This window comes from Roseibium aestuarii, from assembly GCF_008477545.1.
In the GTDB taxonomy this organism is placed as follows: Bacteria; Pseudomonadota; Alphaproteobacteria; order Rhizobiales; family Stappiaceae; genus Roseibium; species Roseibium aestuarii.
The window spans coordinates 1-19,827 of the sequence record NZ_VORA01000002.1; the positions used below are offsets into that span (position 1 = coordinate 1).

A 19,827-nucleotide genomic window follows, 5' to 3' on the forward strand; every position below is an offset into this window, starting at 1 on the left:
TCAAGACAGCCGGGAGAGCACCCCCATCATAACAGCATCCAAAACGAACAATCCCGGACGAGGCGGACGCCGAAGATCCGGTCCGAGATGACAATGGTGAGCGTTCTATCGCAGCATCGCCCTTCGATCTGCGCCGTCCCGGCCTTGAGCCGGGACCAACCCTTCTCCCGAAAATCCATAAGGGCGTCGGTTGCGAGGTCCCGGATCTCCGCTTGCGCTGCGTCCGGGACGGCGGAAAGGCCGGTGCGGAAGCCTTCTACGGCTCTCCGGCGTCGTCCCGGACGAGGGCGTGCCCGAAGATCCGGGACCGGTGAGCCCCAAACCACAGTGACAGACTCGCTTGGCGAACGACGGGCCGCGGCGCCGGCATCCCGCGGCGCACCCCTTTCAGGTCACGCCTCGAAGGCCACGCCCGGAACGGCGACCTTGACCCGCGACCCCAGGTCTCCCAGCTCGGAGATGAACAGATCCGGCGTCTGGTCGATGATCGGGAAAGAGCCGTAGTGGCAGGGGATGATCGTGTCGAAATCGAAGAACCGCTTGCAGGCAGCAGCCGCCAGCTTGCCGCCCATGGTGAAGCGGTCGCCGATCGGCACCACACCGATTTTCGGGCCATAGAACTCGTTGATCAGCGCCATGTCGGAGAAAATATCCGTGTCACCCATGTGGTAGAAAACCTTCTCGCCCGGCGCGGTGATCACCACCCCGTGCGGATTGCCCAGATAGGTGCGCCCGCCATCGCTGGAGGTGGACGAGGAATGATGCGCCACGGTCAGGGCCACGGTGAAGGGGCCCACATCCACCTTGCCACCGGAGTTCATCGGGCTGACCTTTTCCACGCCCTTGCCCGCTGCCCAGCCGCAGATCTCCGCATTGGCCGACAGCAGCGCGCCGGTCGACTTGCAGATCTCGATAGTGTTGCCGATGTGGTCGTCGTGGCCGTGGGTCAGGATCACGTAGGTGACGCCCTTCGCCACCTCCTCGACGGTCTGGTCCTTGGGGAAGCTCGGATTTCCGGTGAGGAACGGATCGATGAGGATGGAGGCATCCTTGAGCTCGATCTTGAAGGCCGCATGGCCATACCAGGTGATTTTCATGAAACGGGAACTCCCCTTGAAAGATATCGGCTGAATGAGAGATATCGGCGTGAGACGGGCGGCCCCGCCCTGCAGGGCACCGGCATCCGGCCCCGGCCGGGACACGACCTTCGGGTGGAAACATAAGTCTCTTGAATTTCAGATCAAAGGGGACCAGAGGAAAATCCTCCTGAAGCTGCTTTCCCCCTTGCCCGCGGCCCGCGAACTTGGTCAAATCGCCCCCGTTTCCAAACAACTGCGACCGACCGAATGCCCGCGCCCCAGCCTGTAGATCCCTGCCCGCCCAAGCGCCTGCAATCGGCCGTGATCGCCGACACGCTCGAAGCCGAGATCATCGCCGGCACCCTGCCCTCCGGCTCCAAGCTGGACGAACAGGCCCTGGCCAACCGCTTCGGCGCGTCCCGCACCCCCGTGCGCGAGGCCCTGCAGCTTCTGGCCAGCCGGTCGCTGGCCGAGCGGGTGCCCTATCGCGGGGTCATCGTCGCCCAGATCACCCGCGAGCGCATCGACATGCTGTTCGAGACCATGGGCGAGATCGAGGCCACCTGCGGCCGCCTCGCCGCCGAGCGCATGACCATGAGCGAGCGTGCCGCCCTCGAGGAGCTGCACCAGTCCATGGGCGACATGGCCGCACGCGGCGCGCACGAGGCCTATGAGCAGGCCAACACGCAGTTTCACACGCTGATCTTCGAGGGGGCCCACAATGCGGAGCTTCTGGCCGTGGCCAACGGCCTGCGCCTCAAGCTCGCACCCTTCCGCAAGTCCCAGCTGAAGGCCTCCGAGCGGATGAAACGCTCGGCGGAAGAGCATGACGCCATTGTCACGGCCATCCTGGAGCGCAACGCCAAGGGTGCCGAAAAGGCCCTGCGCCGGCATCTTCTCTCCGCCGCCCGCGCCGTTCTCGCCAGCATGGGCTGAAGCCTCGCCCCTTCCCTGCAGACGGCCTCCTCCCTCACCTTCACGGCAAGGCGCTCAGGCGCTTTCGCGCTCCAGCTCCTTCTGGGCGTCGTAGCGCGCCCGGGCCGCATCGATGGCGGGAAGATTGTCGAGCGCCCAGTCGCCGATCTGGCGCAAGGGCGCGCGGATCGATTCTCCCAGCGGCGTCAGCGCATATTCCACCTTGGGCGGAATGGTCGGATGATAGGTGCGGTTGACCATCCCGTCCCGCTCCAGCTCGCGCAGCGTCAGGGAGAGCATGCGCTGGGAAATGCCCAGGATCCGCTTCAGCTCGTTGAACCGCAGCACGTTGTAGGTGCCGAGCGAAATGATGATCAGCATGCTCCAGCGGTCGCCAACGCGCGACAGCACTTCATTGATGCGACCGCAATCCTTGCAGGTGCCTTCGGCCTTCACGGGTGGTTCCTTCCTTGTAACCGACGCTCAGGAAAGTGCCTTCTTGCGGCGTCTTTCGGTGTCCCATATATCGTCGATTACAAATCTATACCACACTTCCCCTCCCCTGAAGGAATGAGAAATGTCGCAGAGCTCCCTCCTCGAGAAGCTGAACTGGCGGTATGCCACCAAGAAGATGGACCCGTCCAAGCCGGTGCCGCAGGAAAAGGTCGACCAGATCGTCGAAGCCATCCGCATGGCCCCGACCTCCAGCGGCGTGCAGCCCTTCGAGGTCTTCGTGATCACCAACCCGGACATCCGCGCCCAGATCCGTCCCGTTGCCTGGGATCAGGCCCAGATTACCGACGGCTCCCATCTGCTCGTCTTCGCCGCCTGGGACAATTACACCGAAGAGCGCATTGACGCCGTCACCAGCCAGCTCACGCAAGAGCGCGGCGAGCTTCCGCTGATGATGGACTATTACACCAAGCTGAAGGCCGCCTACCTGCCGCGCGACCCCGAGGTCAACTACCAGCACGCCGCCCGCCAGGCCTATATCGCCCTGGGCTTTGCCCTGGCCGCAGCAGCCGAGCTGAAAGTCGACAGCACGCCGATGGAAGGCTTCGACCCGGCCAAGGTCGACGAGATCCTCGGCCTGCGCGAACGCGGCCTGCGCTCCGTTCTGCTGCTGCCGCTGGGCACCCGTCAGGACGACGCCGACTGGCTGCTGCCGATGAAGAAGGTCCGCAAGTCCCGCGAGACCCTGGTCACCGAGATCGCCTGATTTTTCAGGACCGATCTTGCGAGGTCAAAGCCTGGCGGATGCTTCCGCCGGGCTTTTTTTTGAACAGCCTCATCCTGAAAAGCGGAAAAGGAAACGCGCAACCTCTCCTGCGTCATCCCGGCCAAGCGGAAGCGCGAGCCGGGACTGGTGAGCCATCAGCATCTCTGGGGCTCGCCGGTCCCGGATCAACCAGAGGCTGTCCGGGATAACCAAGAAAAATCGTCTGCTGCACTGTCTCGCGTAACAAGAGGCGCAAGTTACCTCTCCCGGTTCCGGGAGAGGTAAAGGCCGCCGTGCCATGAGAGGGAGTCATGGCGTGAGCCACCAGCCGACCTCAGCCCCCCACGCCCCTACCAGCCGATGGCGTTGGGCAGCCAGGTGGCCAGGCCCGGGAAGAGGAAGACCAGCGCCAGCCCGACGAGCTGCAATCCGATGAAGGGAATGACGCCCTTGTAGATGTCGGAGGTCTTCAGGTCCGGCGGAGCGACGCCCTTCAGGAAGAACAGCGCCCAGCCGAAGGGCGGTGTCAGGAATGAGGTCTGCAGGTTGACCGCCACGAGGATCGCCACCCACGCCATGTCCACCCCGGCCGCATGGAAGATCGGCAGGAACAGGGGCAAGGCGATGTAGGAGATCTCGATCCACTCCAGGAAGAAGCCGAGGACGAAGAGGATCAGCATCAGGAACAGGAGCTGTCCGGTGATGCCGCCCGGCACCATGGCGAAGGCATCCTGCACCAGCCGTTCCCCACCCAGTCCGCGGAAGGCCAGACCGAAGGGCTGCGACATGACCAGAATGAAGAACACCATGGCACTCGTGACGAAGGCCGAGCGCACCGTGTCCTTGAGCACGGGCCATGTGAGCCGGCCATAAAGCGCCGCCAGGACGATGGCCCCGAAGGCTCCCATGGAAGCAGCCTCCGTCGGTGCGGCCACGCCCCCGATGATGGAGCCCAGCACCAGGAAGATCAGCGCCAGCGGCGGCACCACCACCTTCAGCAGCATCCGGGCAATGTCGCCGCCCGAATATTGCGCCCGCTCCTCCGGCGGGAAGGCCGGCACCATGGCCGGCTTGAAGATGCCCAGCGCCAGGATGAAGAGCACGAACAGGCCGGAAAGCAGCAGGCCTGGGATCAGGGCTGCGGCAAACAGGGTGCCGACGCTCTCGCCCATGATGTCGGCGAGCAGGATGAGCACCAGGCTCGGCGGGATGATCTGGCCGAGCGTTCCGGACGCGCAGATGACGCCGCTGGCGATGGCCCGGTTGTAGCCCCGGTTGAGGAAGGGACCGAGCGCGATCAGCCCCATGGTGACGACGGTCGCCCCCACCACGCCGGAGGCCGCGCCCATGAGCACGCCGACGAGGATGATGGCCAGCGCCATGCCCCCGCGCAGGCCGCCCATCGCAAGGCCGATGACGTCAAGCAGCTGTTCGGCGATCTTCGACTTCTCCAGCATGATGCCCATGAAGATGAAGAGCGGCAGCGCCAGCAGCGTGTAATTGGTCACCACCCCGAACATGCGGGCCGGCACCAGATTGAACAGCATGGGACCAAAGCCGATGTAGCCGAAGACGAAGCCCGTCACGGCAAGGCAGATGGCCACGGGAATTCCACCGAGAAGCAGCACGAAGAACGCGCCGATCATCAGGAGCGGAAGGATTTCGGGAATTGCCATTGGAGGAAAGGTCCTTCGCGGGTCAGGTCCGGTGCCGTGCGGGGTCGACAGCCTCGCACCCGGCCCTCAGGGTCATGGCGAGGCCCTGCAGCGCCAGCAGCGCGAAACCGGCGGGAATGGCAGCCTTCAGCACATAGCGCAGGGGCAGCCCGCCCGGGTCGGGAGAGCCTTCGGCAATGGCGTAGCTGCTCTGCACATAGGCGATGGACAGCCAGACCACATAGACCGCGACCAGGGTGAGCGCCCCGTTGCCGATGAGGTCGATCACCGCCTTGGTCCGGGCGCCATAGCGGGCATAGAAGATGTCGACACGCACCTCCCCGCCCTGATTGAGCCCGTAGGACATGCCGAAGAGCGCGGCGACCGCCATCAGATGCCACTCCAGCTCCTGCAGCCCCACCGAGGAGTAGGAGAGGAAGTAGCGGGCGAGCACGTTGAAGGCGACAAGAAGCACCAGGGCCAGACCGCTCCAGGCAGCCAGGCCACCGATGATGCGGACGGCGCAGGACGCGCCATCCGCAAGACGTTCAAGGACGCGCATGCGACCCGTCAGCCCAGAAGGTTGTGATAGGGCTTCTCGGAGATCGAGGCCCACTGGTCATGTTCCTTCTTGAAGGCGAAGAAGGCGTCGTGAACCTTCTTGGTCACCGGATCGGCGGCGGCCCCGTCGGACAGGACCTGATCGGTCACTTCCTTCAGCTTGGCCACCACGTCCTTCGGCAGCACGTCGGCCTTCACGCCGAAGTTCTCCACCAGATCCACCATGGCGGAGGCATTCACCGCCTCGCACCAGGTGTGGCTTTCCAGGTTGCAGGCCATGGCCGCTGCGGAAACGATGGCCTGAAGATCGGCCGGCAGGCTGTCCCACGCGGCCTTGTTGATCAGCAGTTCCGTCGCGTTGGACGGCTCGTGCCAGCCGGTGGTGTAATAGAACTTGGCAGCGTTCTGCAGCCCAAGACGGCGGTCCTGATAGGGGCCGACGAACTCGGCCGCGTCGATCACGCCGCGTTCCAGCGCAGGGAAGATCTCGCCGCCCGGAAGCAGCTTCACGTCCACGCCGAGCTGGGCATAGACCTTGCCCGCCAGACCCGGGATGCGCATCTTCAGGTCCTTGAAGTCATCGACGGACGCGATCGGATTGCGGAACCAGCCGGTCATCTGCACGCCGGTGTTGCCCATGGGCAGGGCCTTCAGCCCCAGCGGCTCGTAGAGCTCGTCCCACAGGGCCTGACCGCCACCGTGATAGAGCCAGGCATTCATGCCCTGGAAATTGAGGCCGAAGGGAACGGTGGTGAAATACTGGGCCGCCGGGATCTTGCCGGCCCAGAAATAGGCGTTGGCGGCATTCATTTCCACGGTGCCGGAGCGGACCGCGTCAAAGCCTTCCATGGCCGGGATGAGCTCGCCGGCGGCAAAATGCTGGATCTTCAGGCGGCCGCCGGACATGGCCTCCACCTTCTTGCAGAAGTCGGTCGGGCTGCCCGGGCCTTCCACATAGAAGGGGGAGCCGGGACCATAGGCATTGGTCATCTTCCAGGAGAAGCTGTCCTGGGCGCGGGCGATGGAGGGAGCGGCCAGAGGGGCGGCGGCGGCAGCGACGAGACCGCCTTTGAGAAACTTGCGTCGTTCCATGGGAGCTTGATCCTTCGAGTTCGAAATGACCGCCGGGAGGAAGCGGCCGGGGCACCCTTCGGCGCCACCTGAAATCCCCTATTCAAGACCCATGCCAGAAAAATAAAGTTATAAAATTCAATGACTTAAAAATAATATACCTCAGATATTGTATACAAACATGTGATTTTTCATGTCATTGCATACCGAAAATCGAAGAAATGCCCATCGCGTGACCAGACCCGGCCGGAAGGCTGCCTCAATTCCGGCCACCCCGGACACCCGCCGCGCAGCACCAGGCGCGCCCGCGCCGCTGGCATTCGGCAAAAACACCTGTTAAAGCGCCCTCATGGCCAGCGATCCCACACTCCCCCTCGAAGAGTTTCTCACTGCCGCAAAGGCGGGCACCCGCCTCATCGGTCTCGATCTGGGCACCAAGACCATCGGTCTGGCCCTCTCCGATCTGGGACGCGGCATTGCCACGCCGATGGAAACCATCCGGCGGGTGAAGTTCACCCCCGATGCCCAGGCGCTTCTGGCCATCTGCGCCAAACAGGACGTCGGAGGCCTGGTGATCGGCCTGCCCCTCAACATGGATGGCAGCGAAGGCCCGCGCGCCCAGGCGACCCGCGCCTTTGCCCGCAACCTCGGCAACCTGACCGAGCTTCCCATGACCTTCTGGGACGAACGCCTGTCGACCGCCGCGGTAACCCGTACCTTGCTGGAAGCCGATTCCAGCCGGGCGCGTCGGGCCGAGGTCGTCGACAAGATGGCCGCCGCCTACATTCTCCAGGGCTTCCTCGACCGCATCGGCCACATGAAGCTCGGCGGCCGCACCTATTCCGACGAGTTCTGACCTTCGGCCGGAAAATCCTGAAGCTCCCACCTGCGCGCGCCCATCGACCCTTGCTGAGGGGCGCCCGTCGGGGGTAGACAGCCCTGCCCGCTGCAGCTTTCCGGAATCGCCATGCTGACCACGCTCCTCGCCCTGCTCCCGATCATCCTGATCACGGCCCTCGGCTATCTCCTGGAACGCACCGGACTGATTTCCCGCGACCAGTGGCGCGGCATCGAGCGGCTGGCCTATTTCCTTCTCTTCCCGGCGATCCTCTTCAAGTCCATCGCCACGGTCGACTTCAACGCGGTCCCCACCCTCGAGATGGGTCTCGCCCTGCTCTGCGCGATCCTCGTGATGGTCGGCGGCGTGCTGGCTCTGCGGCCCTGGATGCAGGCGCGCTTCAACATCAACGGACCGCGCTTCACTTCCATCTTCCAGGGCGCGGTGCGCTGGAACGGCTTCCTCGCGCTCGCCATGGCCGACAGCCTCATGGGATCGGAAGGCGTCGCCCTGCTTGCCGTCGCCATGGTGGTGATGATCCCGGTGCTGAACATCTCGTCGATCCTCGTCCTGTCGAAATACGGCGACAGCGGCGTGACCCCGACCCCCGCGAAGGTCGCCCGCGACCTCTATACCAACCCCTTCAACATCGCGATCGCGGCCGGCATCGTCTTCAACCTCCTGTCGATCCCGATCCCGGGCTTTGCTCTCCAGACCCTGACCATGCTGGGCGCCGCCTCCCTTCCGGTGGGCATCATCTGCGTCGGCGCCAGTCTGGATCTCAACTCCCTCCGCCGGCCCGGACCGGCGCTCACCCTGGGCACCTTCATCCGGCTGCTGGTCTCGCCGCTGATGGGGGCGGCTTTCGCCTTCGCTTTCGGCGTCACCGGCAACGCGCACACGGCGATCATCATCGCCTGCTCGGTGCCCTCTGCCAGCAACGCCTTCCTGCTCGCCCGGCTCATGGGCGGCGACACGAAGCTCATGGCCGAGATCCTCACCCTTCAGACCCTTGTGGCCATCGCCACCATCCCGCTGGCGATCCTTCTCCTAGACAGCGCGAGCTGAGCTGAGCCGGCGAATTGAGGTGGATGGATGAAGGCCACGGGCTTTAACGCTTGTGGCCTTTTCCGATTGCGCCTATAGCCTTGGTCTCGATGAGCGCGAACCCTTCCCATCGAGACAGCACCTTCCCCCACCGGCATCTGCTCGGCATCGAAGGTCTGCAACCCCACGAAATCCTCGGTCTCCTGGACCGGGCCGAAGAGGCCATCGAGATCAGCCGTCAGGTTGAGAAGATCAAGCCGGTGCTGCGTGGGCGCACCCAGATCAACCTCTTCTTCGAAAACTCCACCCGCACCCAGTCCTCCTTCGAACTGGCAGGCAAGCGTCTGGGCGCGGATGTGATGAACATGGCGGTCAGCCAGTCCTCGGTGAAGAAGGGCGAGACCCTGATCGACACCGCGGCGACCCTGAACGCCATGCACCCGGACATCCTGGTGGTGCGCCACAATGCGGCCGGCGCGGTTCATCTGCTCGCCCGCAAGGTCTCCTGCTCGGTGATCAACGCCGGCGACGGCCAGCACGAACACCCGACCCAGGCCCTGCTCGACGCCCTGACCATCCGCCGCCACAAGGGCAAGATCGCCCGGCTGACGGTGGCCATCTGCGGCGACATCACCCATTCCCGCGTGGCCCGCTCCAACATCATCCTGCTTAATGCGCTTGGCGCAAGGGTCCGGGTGATCGCCCCCTCCACCCTCCTGCCCTCGGGCATCGAGAAGATGGGCGTGGAGGTCTTCCGCGACATGAAGGAAGGGCTGAAGGGCGTGGACATCGTCATGATGCTGCGCCTCCAGCGCGAGCGCATGAACGGCGCCTTCATTCCGTCGGTTCGCGAATATTACCGCTACTACGGGCTGGATCAGGAAAAGCTCGCCTATGCCAACGACGATGCGCTGGTCATGCATCCCGGCCCGATGAACCGGGGCGTGGAAATCGACCCGGCCGTTGCCGACGGGCCCCAGAGCCTGATCCGAGAACAGGTGGAAATGGGGGTCGCCGTCCGCATGGCCGTGCTCGAAGCCCTCGCCGCCCACCTGCCCAACAGCTAAAGCCAGAGGACGAGATCCGTGGTTCACGACAGCCCCAAGCCCCTGGTTCTGACCAACGCCCGGGTGATCGATCCGGCACGCGGCCTTGATGCCCCCGGCGCGGTGATCCTCGCCGATGGCGTGATCCTGGCCGCCGGTCCTGAAGCCGCCAACCAGGGCGCGCCGGACGGCGCTCAGGTCATCGACTGCGCCGGGGCGGTCGTCGCTCCGGGCCTCATCGACATGTGCGTCTCCGTCGGCGAACCGGGCCACGAGCACCGGGAAACCTTCGCCTCCGCCTCCCAGGCAGCGGCCAGCGGCGGCGTGACCACCATCTGCACCATGCCGGAAACCGATCCGGTGATCGACGATCCGGCGCTGGTCGACTTCATCCTGCGCCGTGCCCGCGACACGGCCATCGTCAATGTCCGCCCCCTCGCCGCCCTGACCAAGGGGCTGGAGGGCAACGACATGACCGAGATCGGCCTGTTGCAGGAAGCCGGCGCCATTGCCTTCACCAACGGCCACAAGGCGATCCGCAATCCGCAGATCCTGCGCCGCATCATGACCTATGCCCGCGACTTCGATGCGCTGGTCATCCACCACGTGGAAGACCCGGATCTCGGTGGCGGCGTCATGAATGCCGGGTTGAACGCCTCGTGGAAGGGCCTGTCCGGCGTGCCGCGCGAGGCCGAGATCATCGCGCTGGAGCGCGACCTGCGCCTCGTCGGCATGGCCAAGGGCCGCTATCACGCCAATCTGCTCTCCACGGCGGAAAGCGCCCGCGTGCTGGCCATCGGCAAGGACCGGGGGCTCGACGTCACCGCCGGGGTCTCGATCAACCATCTGACCCAGAACGAGAACGACATCGGCGCCTACCGCACCTTCTTCAAGATGTCGCCGCCCTTGCGCGATGAGGATGACCGGCAGGCGATGATCGCCGCCCTCAAGGACGGCACCATCGACGTCATCGTCTCCAACCACGATCCGCAGGACGTGGAAACCAAGCGCCACCCCTGGGCGGAAGCCGAGGATGGGGCCATCGGCCTGGAGACGCTGCTCGCAGCCAGCCTGCGCCTCCATCACAGCGAGGATCTGGATCTCCTGACCCTGCTGGCCAAGATGACCATCAATCCGGCCAGACGTCTGGGCCTCGACAGCGGCCGCCTTTGCGCCGGTGCGCCGGCCGACGTGATCGTCTTCGATCCCGACCGCCCCTGGGTTCTGGAAAAGAAGAACATCCTGTCGCGCTCCAAGAACTCGCCCTTCGAGGACGCCCGCTTCTCCGGCCGCACCCTGCGCACCATTGTTGCAGGGCGCACCGTTTATACTTACGATTGATCGACTTCGACGAGGAAAACCCCAAGTGACCGAGACGCCCGGCGCGGAAACCGTTGCCTTTGCTTTCACTTCAGTGGCCCTGTCCGGCCTGCTGATCGCGCTTGCCTTCGGCTATCTGCTCGGCTCGATCCCCTTCGGCCTGATCATCACCCGGCTGGCCGGCAAGGGCGACATCCGCAAGATCGGCTCCGGCAATATCGGCACCACCAACGTGCTGCGCACCGGCTCCAAGAAGCTGGCCGCCCTCACCCTGCTCGGCGATGCGCTGAAAGGTACGGTCGCGGTGCTCGTCGCCGGTCTCTATGGCGGTACGGAGCTTGCGCTCGTGGCTGGTCTCGGCGCCTTCCTCGGCCATCTCTTCCCCGTCTGGCTGAAGTTCAAGGGCGGCAAGGGTGTGGCCACCTATCTCGGCATCCTTCTGGGCCTCGCCTGGCCCATCGGTCTGGCCTTCGCCGCCATCTGGATCGCCATGGCCTTCGTCTTCCGCTTCTCCTCCCTCTCGGCCCTGGCCGCCAGCCTCGTCAGCCCCTTCCTGCTGCTGGCCATCGGTGACCTGAACAAGGCCATCCTCTTCGGCCTGCTGTCCCTGATGCTCTGGGTGAAGCATCACGAGAACATCGGCCGCCTGCTGACCGGCAAGGAAAGCAGGATCGGACAGAAATCCGCTCCTGCCGCTGCGCCGCCGCCGGAAACGGTCTGACCATGAGCGGGGCGACCACCACCGGATCCGCCCTGATACTCACCGAGGCCCAGCGCCTCGCCTGGCTCCGGCTGATCCGGTCGGAAAACGTCGGCCCCGCCACCTTCCGCGATCTGCTCAACCACTGCGGCTCGGCCGAGGCGGCCCTCGCAGCCCTTCCCGGCCTCTCGCGGCGCGCGGGCAAGCCTGCCATCCGGGTCTGTCCGCTCTCCGACGCCGAGGCTGAAGTCGAGACCCATGCCCGCATCGGCGCCCGCCTCGTCGCCCTCGGCGAGCCCGACTATCCCCCGCATCTGCGCCATATCGACGGACCGCCGCCCCTCATCTCCCTGGCCGGGGGCCCCGCGTCGTCCCGCCCGCTCGCCATTGCGCTGGTCGGCGCCCGCAATGCCTCTCTGAGCGGGCAGAAGCTGGCGCGCCAGATTGCCCGTGACCTTTCCGACGCGGGCTATCTCACCGTGTCGGGCCTGGCCCGCGGCATCGACGCGGCAGCTCACGAAGCCTCTCTCGACGGTGGCACCCTCGCCGTCTTCGCCGGTGGCATCGATGTGCTCTATCCGCCGGAGAACGAGGCGCTGGCCCACCGCATTGCGTCATTCGGCGGTTCGCTCCTCAGCGAAATGCCCTTCGGCTGGAAGCCGCGAGCCCGCGACTTTCCCCGCCGCAACCGGCTCATTTCCGGCATCAGCCTGGGTGTGGTGGTCATCGAGGCGGCCAAGGGATCCGGCTCGCTTCACACCGCCCGCTTCGCGCTGGACCAGAACCGGGACATCTTCGCCGTGCCCGGCTCGCCGCTGGATCCGCGTTCCGAAGGGGCCAATGCCCTGATCCGTCAGGGCGCGACCTTGGTCCGCGATGCGAGCGACGTGATCGAGGCCCTGGCCGGCCGGTCCGAGCCCCAGCTGCCCTTCGGCGAACCGGAGAACGACGAGTTCGGGACTTTTGACGGCGCGCCCGCCGACCCGGGCGACCAGGACCGGGAGCAGCTTCTGCGCGCCCTCGGCCCGGCACCGGTCGCCATCGACGAACTGGTCCAGTTCACCGGTCTGGAACCCCGCATCGTCAGCGTTCTCCTGCTGGAACTGGAGCTTGCCGGTCGGCTGGAGCGCCTCGGCGGACAGAAGGTCTCCCTTGTCTACTGACCGGCCGACACGCCTCTCCGGAAGGGGAAACGCCCCACGGCACTCGTCAGAAACACGAGGATTTCCCGGTCATTTCCGTCCAGGAGGGGAAGCCGCCTTGACCAGACCTTCACAAAAGTCCATTTGACAGGCGGCTTTCGATCCGTGATCGTCGCCACTCCAAATCACACCTTGTAACGGACGCGCATCTGGGGGGCCCAGGGGCGGAATCCGGCAAAACGCTTCTGGGTACGAATGAACATCGTCATTGTGGAATCCCCGGCAAAGGCCAAGACCATCAACAAGTATCTGGGCTCCAACTACCAGGTCTTAGCGTCCTATGGCCATGTGCGCGACCTGCCCCCCAAGGACGGTTCGGTCCAGCCTGATGACAATTTCGCCATGAGCTGGCAGGTGGATGCCAAGTCCCAGAAGCGCCTCAACGAGATCGCCGCAGCCGTCAAGGATGCCGACCGCCTCATTCTCGCAACTGACCCGGATCGCGAAGGGGAAGCCATCTCGTGGCATGTGCTGGAAGTGCTCCAGAAGAAGAAGGTGCTCAAGGACAAGCCGGTCGAGCGCGTAGTCTTCAACGCGATCACCAAGCAGGCGATCCTGGATGCCATGGCCAATCCGCGCCAGCTCGACACGCCGCTGGTCGATGCCTATCTGGCCCGCCGGGCGCTCGACTATCTGGTCGGCTTCACCCTGTCTCCCGTCCTGTGGCGCAAGCTGCCCGGCGCCCGCTCCGCCGGCCGCGTGCAGTCCGTGGCCCTGCGCCTGATCTGCGACCGGGAAATGGAGATCGAGGTCTTCAAGGCCCAGGAATACTGGTCCATCGTCGCCAACCTGCAGACCCCGGGCATGGCCACCTTCCAGGCCGGCATCACCGGCTTCGACGGCAAGAAGATCGGCCGCCACGACATCACCAACGAGCAGGATGCCACCACCATCCGCACCATGCTGGAAAGCGCCAGCTTCCAGGTGGGCTCCGTCGTGTCCAAGCCCGCCAAGCGCAATCCCTCGCCCCCCTTCACCACCTCCACCCTGCAGCAGGAAGCAAGCCGCAAGCTCGGCTTCTCCGCCTCGCGCACCATGCAGGTGGCCCAGAAGCTCTACGAGGGCATCACCATCGGCGGCGAGACCACCGGTCTCATCACCTACATGCGAACCGACGGCGTGCAGATCGCCGGCGAAGCCATCTCCGCCGCCCGCAAGGTGATCGGCCAGGACTACGGCGACAATTACGTGCCGGAGAAGCCGCGCTTCTATTCCTCCAAGGCCAAGAACGCCCAGGAGGCCCACGAGGCCATTCGTCCGACCGACCTCTTCCGGCGCCCGAAGGATGTCGCCCGCTTCCTCGATCAGGACCAGGCACGCCTGTATGAACTGGTGTGGAAGCGCACCATGGCCTCCCAGATGGAAAGCGCCGTGCTCGAGCGCACCACCATCGACATCGACGCGAAGAACGGCGCGAAGACCGCGACCCTGCGCGCCACCGGCTCCGTGGTCCGCTTCGACGGCTTCCTCGCCCTCTATCAGGAAGGCCGCGACGATGACGACGAGGAAGCGGCAAACCGCCTGCCCGCCGTCAATGACAATGACGCCCTGACCCTGGCCGCCACCGGCGCCAAGCCGGTCGAGGCCAACCAGCATTTCACCCAGCCGCCCCCGCGCTACACGGAAGCGAGCCTGGTGAAGAAGATGGAAGAGCTCGGCATCGGCCGGCCCTCCACCTATGCCTCCACGCTCCAGACCCTGCGCGACCGCGAATATGTGGAGCTGGAGAAGAAGCAGCTGGTCCCCCAAGACAAGGGCCGCATCGTCACGGCCTTCCTGCAGAGCTTCTTCAACCGCTATGTGGAGTTCGACTTCACCGCGAGCCTGGAAGAACAGCTTGACCGCATCTCCGCCGGCGAACTCTCCTGGCAGGAAGTGCTGCGCGACTTCTGGCGCGACTTCTCCGGTGCCGTCACCGAGATCAAGGATCTGCGCGTTTCCGAGGTGCTCGACGCCCTGAACGAGCTGCTGGCGCCCCATATCTTCCCCGACAAGGGCGACGGCTCAAATCCGCGCGCCTGCCCGGTCTGCGACAGCGGCCAGCTCTCCCTCAAGGTCTCCAAGTTCGGCGCCTTCATCGGCTGCTCGAACTATCCCGAATGCAGCTACACCCGCCAACTCGCCAAGTCCGGCGAGGGCGAGGAGGATGGCGCGGCCGACGGCCCCAAGGTGCTCGGACAGGATCCGGAAACCGGTCTCGACGTCAGCCTGCGCAACGGCCGTTTCGGCCTCTACGTGCAGCTGGGCGAAGATTCCAAGGAAAACAAGCCCAAGCGCTCGTCCCTGCCCAAGACCTGGTCGGCCTCCGATCTGGATCTGGAAAAGGCCCTGCAGCTTCTGTCCCTGCCCCGCGAAGTGGGTCTGCACCCGGAAGATGGCAAGCCGATAACGGCGAACCTCGGCCGCTATGGGCCCTATGTCCATCACGAGGGCACCTATGCCAACCTGACCTCACCGGACGAGGTCTTCTCCGTTGGCCTGAACCGCGCCGTCGATGCACTGGCCGAAAAGCGGGCCAAGGGTGGACGTGGACGGGCGACCGCCGCCCCCCTGAAGGAGCTGGGCGAGCATCCGGACGGCGGGCCGGTGAATGTCTATGAAGGCCGCTACGGACCTTACGTGAAATGGGCCAAGGTCAATGCCACCCTGCCCAAGGACACCGATCCCCAGAGCGTGACCCTGGAACAGGCGCTGGAACTGGTGAACGCCAAGGCCGCCAAGGCGCCGAAGAAGGCGACCGCCAAGAAGACGACGACAAAAACGGCGGCCGCGAAGAAGACCACGACGAAGAAGGCCGCTGCCAAGGATGGCGACGAAGCGGCCGAAAAGAAGCCTGCGGCCAAGAAGGCCGCAACGAAGAAGACACCGGCCAAAAAGGCCACCACAAAGAAAACCGCAGCGAAAGCTGCGGCGGATGACGCCTCTTGAATGCAAGACGCATAGGGCCCCCAGGGTCCGGCACCAAGGCCAAGCGACCGGCGGTCGCCCGTCGCAAGGCCGAAGCGAAGGCTGCAGGCACCCCTGCAGCCCGCTCTCCCGGCAACTTCCCCTCCCGGGAAGACATTCTGGCCTTTGTCGCGGAAAACCCCGGCAAGGCGGGAAAGCGCGAGATCGCGCGCCATTTCGGCATTTCCGGCGCGGGCCGGATCCAGCTCAAGAAGATGCTGAAGGACCTGGGCACGGAAGGCCTGGTGGAAAAGCGCCAGAAGCGCCTCATCCGCCCGGGCGACCTGCCGCCGGTCTTCGTCGTCAATCTGGTCGCCCGCGACCAGGACGGCGAACTTCTGGGCGAACCCCAGGAGTGGGATCCGGAAGCCGGCCCCTGCCCCAAGGTTCTGGTCCTGCCGTCGAAGGCCCGTGGCGCCCAGCCCGGTCTGGGCGACCGGGCGCTCATTCGCCTGACCGAAGCCGAGACCGGCTTCGAGGCGCAATATGCGGGCCGCATCCTGAAGCTTCTGGAACGCCAGCAGGGCGCCATTCTCGGCATCCTTCGCTTCCGCGCCGGCGGCAAGGTGCCGTGGCTCGAGCCCATCGACAAGAAGTCGCGCGAGATCGACGTCGATCCCTCCGACCTGAAGGACGCCCGCGAGGGCGATCTGGTCAGCGTCACCATCTCCCGCACCGGCCGCTATGGCGCGCCGCGTGCCGAGATCGTGGAGCGCTTCGGCGCGCCGGGCTCGGAAAAGGCGATTTCCGAGATCGCCCTGCACGCCCATGGCATCCGCCATGTCTTTCCGCGCGAGGTGATCGAGGAGTCCGAGGCCGCCAAGCCCGTCACCCTGGGCAAGCGCGAGGACTGGCGCCAGGTCCCGCTGATCACCATCGATCCGCCCGACGCCAAGGACCACGATGACGCGGTCTTTGCGGAAAGGGACGAGGATCCCGCCAACGAAGGCGGTCACATTGTCTATGTGGCGATTGCCGACGTCGCCCACTACGTGCGCACCGGCACGGCCCTCGACCGCGAGGCCCATCAGCGCGGAAACTCGGTCTATTTCCCCGACCGGGTGATCCCGATGCTGCCCGAACGCATCTCCAACGACCTCTGCTCCCTGCGCGAGCGCGAGGACCGGCCGGCGATTGCCGTGCGCATGGTCTTCAACGCCCAGGGCCGCAAGATCGAGCACAGCTTCCACCGGGTGCTGATGCGCTCGGCCGCCAAGCTCTCCTATCTGCAGGCGCAGAAGGCGATCGAAGGCATCGCGGACGAGAAGACCGAGACCCTCGTCGAGGGCGTTCTGAAGCCGATCTGGGCCGCCTATGCGGTGCTGAAGAAGGGCCGCGACGCCCGTCAGCCGCTGGAGCTCGACCTGCCCGAGCGCAAGATCAAGCTCAAGGACGACGGCACCGTCGATCACGTTTACGTGCCCGAACGGCTCGACGCCCACAAGCTGATCGAGGAATTCATGATCCAGGCAAACGTCTCGGCCGCCGAGACCCTGGAGAAGAAGAAGATCGGGCTGCTCTACCGCATCCACGATGCCTCGACGCCGGAGAAGCTGGAAAGCCTCAAGGAGTTCCTCTCCACCATCAACATGAAGCTGCCCTCCGCCGGCGGACTTCGCCCCGCCGTCTTCAACACCATCCTGGAGAAGGTGAAGGACAGCGCCCAGTCGCAGCTGGTCAACGAGGTCATCCTGCGCTCTCAGGCCCAGGCCGAGTATCACCCGCAGAACATCGGCCATTTTGGCCTGAATCTGCGCCGTTATGCGCATTTTACCTCGCCGATCCGCCGCTATGCGGACCTGATCGTCCACCGCGGCCTGATCACCGCGATGGGCTTCGGCAAGGATGGACTGCCCGAAGGAATCGAGGCCAAGCTGGAAGCCATCGGGGCGGAGATCTCTGCCGCCGAACGGCGCGCCATGCTCGCCGAACGCGACACGATCGACCGGCTGATCGCCCTGTGGATGTCCGACCAGATCGGCGCCACCTTCAAGGGCCGCATCGGCGGCGTGACCAAGTCCGGCCTCTTCGTGCGCCTGAACGACAGTGGCGCCGACGGCTTCGTGCCCGCCTCCACCATCGGCCTCGACTATTACCGGTATGACGAAGGGTCGCACGCCCTGATAGGTGACAAGACCCGGGAAACCTATCAGCTTGGGGACCAGGTCGACGTCAAGCTCGTGGAGGCTGCCCCCTTCGCTGGCGCGTTGCGCTTCGAAATCCTCACGCCAGGCCGCAAGGGCCCGGGCGGCTCCACCTACAAGGGCCGCGCCGGCTCCAGCCGGCCGCCGAAGAGGAACGGCCCGGGAAGAGACGGTCCCGGCCGGGGCAAGCCATTCGCAAAACGGTCCGAAGACCCCTCGGGGGACGGACCGGGGGGCAAGTCGGGCGGACCTGCGAAACTCTCGCGGGCCGCGCGCCGGGCCAAGGCGTCGAAAAGGGGGTAACGTCTTTTCGGAAGTGAGAGCAGATGAGCGTGAGAATGACATCGACGCTGGACGACGGAGCCCGCGCGGCTCCGGCGGTCGAGCGGCCAGAACGGCGTGAGCGCAATGTCCTTCAGTCCATGGTGCGCGGCAGCCTGAACCGCTGCCCGCATTGCGGCAAGGGCAAGCTCTTCAAGGGCTATCTGACGACCAACTACGCCTGCTCCGCTTGCGGTGAGGAATTCCACCATCACCGCGCCGACGACGCGCCGCCCTATTTCACCATCACGCTGGTGGGGCACATCATCATCCCCGCCCTTCTGGCCGTGGAGATGCTCTACCGCCCAGCCCTGTGGATCCACATGGCACTGTGGCTGCCGCTCACGCTGATCCTGTCGCTTGTCTTCCTGCGCCCCATCAAGGGGGCTCTGGTGGGCCTGCAATGGGCGCTCTTCATGCATGGCTTCGATCCGCTGAGCGGCGAGGACGAGCCTCACCCCGATCCGGCGGACCTGCTGAAATGACCGACGCGACTCCTGCGCTGACCCTGACCAACGACGAGCTGGCGGGGAAGCATCCCTATCGCCGGCCGAAGGATGCCGCGACCCTGCTCATCCTCGACCGTGCCAACGCGCCGTCAGGCGCCCTGCCGCGGGTGCTCATGGGCCGCCGCCACATGAAGCACACCTTCATGCCGGGCAAGTTCGTCTTCCCCGGCGGCCGCCTCGACCCGTCCGATTCGCGCCTGCACCCCCTTCAGACCTATCACCCGGCGGTCGAAGCCAAGCTTTCGCAAGACCTGAAGGGCCCGCGCAGTGCCGCCCGCGTGCGCGCGCTCGGCCTTGCCGCCCTGCGCGAGACCTATGAGGAAGCCGGCCTGCTGCTTGGCACCAGGTCGGAGGCCAGCCTGCGACCGTTCCGCGGCTTCGAGGCCTTCGCACAGTACGGGGTGGCTCTCTCCCTGGAGCCCTTGCGCTTCATCGGGCGGGCCATCACCCCGCCCAACCGGTCGCGCCGCTTCGACACCCGGTTTCTCGCAGTGGATTCGAAGGCCATCGCCCACCGTCTTCCCGAGGGCACCGGCCCCTCCGGCGAGCTGGAAGATCTCGCCTGGCTGCCCCTCGACGAGGCGCGCGACATGGACAGCCTGCCCACGATCACACGGCAGATTCTCGCCGATCTGATCGAGCGGCTCTGCGTTGATCCGGACCTCGCGCCCGACCATCCGGTCCCCTTCTACCAGTATCGGGGCGACCGCTTCCTGCGCGAACTTCTCTAGGTCGCCAGAGCTATCCAAAGGGCTTTTCACGATATTTGCGCAGCATCCGCGAGAGCCCTTGACTTTGCGGCGCCGATGAGTAGGTTGCGCCCTGATTTAGCGAAATCCCGCGGGCAAGTCGGTCGCCAGCACACCCTGGCCATACGGACGCTTTGCCCCTTCATGAGAAACAGGATCGAAGGCTATGGCCAAGGCGACCACTATCAAGATCAAGCTTCTGTCGACCGCCGACACTGGCTACTTCTATGTGACCAAGAAGAACTCCCGCACCATGACCGAAAAGATGTCCATGCGGAAGTATGACCCGGTTGCCAAGAAGCACGTCGAGTTCAAGGAAACCAAGATCAAGTAAGATCTTCGGTTCCCGGATCGATATCCGACAAAAACCCGCCGGAAACGGCGGGTTTTTTGTTGCCTTGCCGCTGATCCCTGAAGGCCCGGACAAAGCGCGCCCGCGACCTTCATGCGAACAAGAAAAAGCCCGGCACAAGGCCGGGCTTTCGTGTTTGTGAAGCGAAGCGCT

General features: G+C 65.1%; 18 protein-coding genes. 13 read left to right on the forward strand and 5 right to left on the reverse strand.

The window, feature by feature from the left end:
• Positions 1-392 precede the first annotated feature (392 nt).
• A complete protein-coding gene (locus FR728_RS08510; RefSeq protein WP_149892286.1) occupies positions 393-1,097 on the reverse strand; it encodes a metal-dependent hydrolase in 705 nt (234 codons plus the stop codon).
• A 249-nt stretch (positions 1,098-1,346) separates the two neighbouring features.
• On the opposite strand from FR728_RS08510, the gene FR728_RS08515 reads away from it, so the two are divergent.
• Entirely contained in the window at positions 1,347-2,015 is a 669-nt protein-coding gene (locus FR728_RS08515; protein WP_149892287.1) for a GntR family transcriptional regulator, read from the forward strand.
• Positions 2,016-2,069: 54 nt separating this feature from the next.
• Here the strand turns inward: FR728_RS08515 and FR728_RS08520 are convergent, their stop codons facing one another.
• Positions 2,070-2,450: a winged helix-turn-helix transcriptional regulator gene (locus tag FR728_RS08520; RefSeq protein WP_244304505.1), complete on the reverse strand. Its 381-nt coding sequence runs from the start codon at positions 2,448-2,450 to the stop codon at positions 2,070-2,072.
• Between the two features lie 121 nt (positions 2,451-2,571).
• Here FR728_RS08520 and FR728_RS08525 point away from each other — a divergent pair, with 121 nt between their 5' ends.
• Entirely contained in the window at positions 2,572-3,213 is a 642-nt protein-coding gene (locus FR728_RS08525) for an NAD(P)H-dependent oxidoreductase (RefSeq protein WP_149892288.1), read from the forward strand.
• 350 nt (positions 3,214-3,563) lie between these two features.
• Here FR728_RS08525 and FR728_RS08530 read toward each other — a convergent pair whose 3' ends face one another.
• From FR728_RS08530 to FR728_RS08540, 3 genes are read right to left on the reverse strand one after another with little or no spacing between them, the layout of a single operon-like run.
• Positions 3,564-4,889: a TRAP transporter large permease gene (locus FR728_RS08530; RefSeq protein ID WP_149892289.1), complete on the reverse strand. Its 1,326-nt coding sequence runs from the start codon at positions 4,887-4,889 to the stop codon at positions 3,564-3,566.
• 22 nt (positions 4,890-4,911) lie between these two features.
• Entirely contained in the window at positions 4,912-5,430 is a 519-nt protein-coding gene (locus FR728_RS08535; protein WP_149892290.1) for a TRAP transporter small permease subunit, read from the reverse strand.
• 8 nt (positions 5,431-5,438) lie between these two features.
• A complete protein-coding gene (locus tag FR728_RS08540; protein WP_149892291.1) occupies positions 5,439-6,521 on the reverse strand; it encodes a TRAP transporter substrate-binding protein in 1,083 nt (360 codons plus the stop codon).
• Between the two features lie 328 nt (positions 6,522-6,849).
• Between FR728_RS08540 and ruvX the strand changes: the two genes are divergently transcribed.
• The 11 genes from ruvX (at position 6,850) to rpmG (ending at position 19,656) form a co-directional block, all read left to right on the forward strand.
• Positions 6,850-7,356 (forward strand): Holliday junction resolvase RuvX, encoded by a 507-nt coding sequence (gene ruvX, locus FR728_RS08545; protein WP_149892292.1) that lies wholly within the window; start codon positions 6,850-6,852, stop codon positions 7,354-7,356.
• Between the two features lie 111 nt (positions 7,357-7,467).
• On the forward strand, positions 7,468-8,406 hold the full coding sequence (locus FR728_RS08550) for an AEC family transporter (RefSeq protein WP_149892293.1): 939 nt from the start codon (positions 7,468-7,470) through the stop codon (positions 8,404-8,406).
• Positions 8,407-8,495: 89 nt separating this feature from the next.
• Positions 8,496-9,452 (forward strand): aspartate carbamoyltransferase catalytic subunit, encoded by a 957-nt coding sequence (locus FR728_RS08555; RefSeq protein WP_149892294.1) that lies wholly within the window; start codon positions 8,496-8,498, stop codon positions 9,450-9,452.
• A gap of 18 nt (positions 9,453-9,470) precedes the next feature.
• Positions 9,471-10,772: a dihydroorotase gene (locus tag FR728_RS08560; RefSeq protein ID WP_149892295.1), complete on the forward strand. Its 1,302-nt coding sequence runs from the start codon at positions 9,471-9,473 to the stop codon at positions 10,770-10,772.
• Positions 10,773-10,845: 73 nt separating this feature from the next.
• Positions 10,846-11,472 carry a glycerol-3-phosphate 1-O-acyltransferase PlsY gene (gene plsY / locus FR728_RS08565; protein ID WP_149893050.1) on the forward strand — a complete coding sequence of 209 codons (627 nt, stop codon included), beginning with the start codon at positions 10,846-10,848 and terminating at the stop codon, positions 11,470-11,472.
• Between the two features lie 2 nt (positions 11,473-11,474).
• Entirely contained in the window at positions 11,475-12,614 is a 1,140-nt protein-coding gene (dprA, locus tag FR728_RS08570; protein WP_149892296.1) for a DNA-processing protein DprA, read from the forward strand.
• A gap of 234 nt (positions 12,615-12,848) precedes the next feature.
• Complete coding sequence (gene topA, locus FR728_RS08575; RefSeq protein WP_149892297.1) at positions 12,849-15,581, forward strand: type I DNA topoisomerase; 2,733 nt, start codon at positions 12,849-12,851, stop codon at positions 15,579-15,581.
• Positions 15,578-18,046, forward strand: coding sequence for a ribonuclease R (gene rnr / locus FR728_RS08580; RefSeq protein ID WP_280115336.1), 2,469 nt, complete (start codon positions 15,578-15,580; stop codon positions 18,044-18,046). The genes topA and rnr overlap by 4 nt, the downstream gene beginning before the upstream one ends.
• A gap of 35 nt (positions 18,047-18,081) precedes the next feature.
• Positions 18,082-18,549: a DUF983 domain-containing protein gene (locus FR728_RS08585; protein WP_149892298.1), complete on the forward strand. Its 468-nt coding sequence runs from the start codon at positions 18,082-18,084 to the stop codon at positions 18,547-18,549.
• Positions 18,546-19,304, forward strand: a complete 759-nt coding sequence (locus FR728_RS08590; protein WP_149892299.1) for an NUDIX hydrolase — start codon at positions 18,546-18,548, stop codon at positions 19,302-19,304. Before FR728_RS08585 ends, FR728_RS08590 begins: the two co-directional genes overlap by 4 nt.
• A gap of 184 nt (positions 19,305-19,488) precedes the next feature.
• The gene (gene rpmG / locus FR728_RS08595; protein WP_149892300.1) at positions 19,489-19,656 is read left to right on the forward strand and encodes a 50S ribosomal protein L33; all 168 of its coding nucleotides are present in this window, start codon (positions 19,489-19,491) and stop codon (positions 19,654-19,656) included.
• Positions 19,657-19,827: the final 171 nt, after the last annotated feature.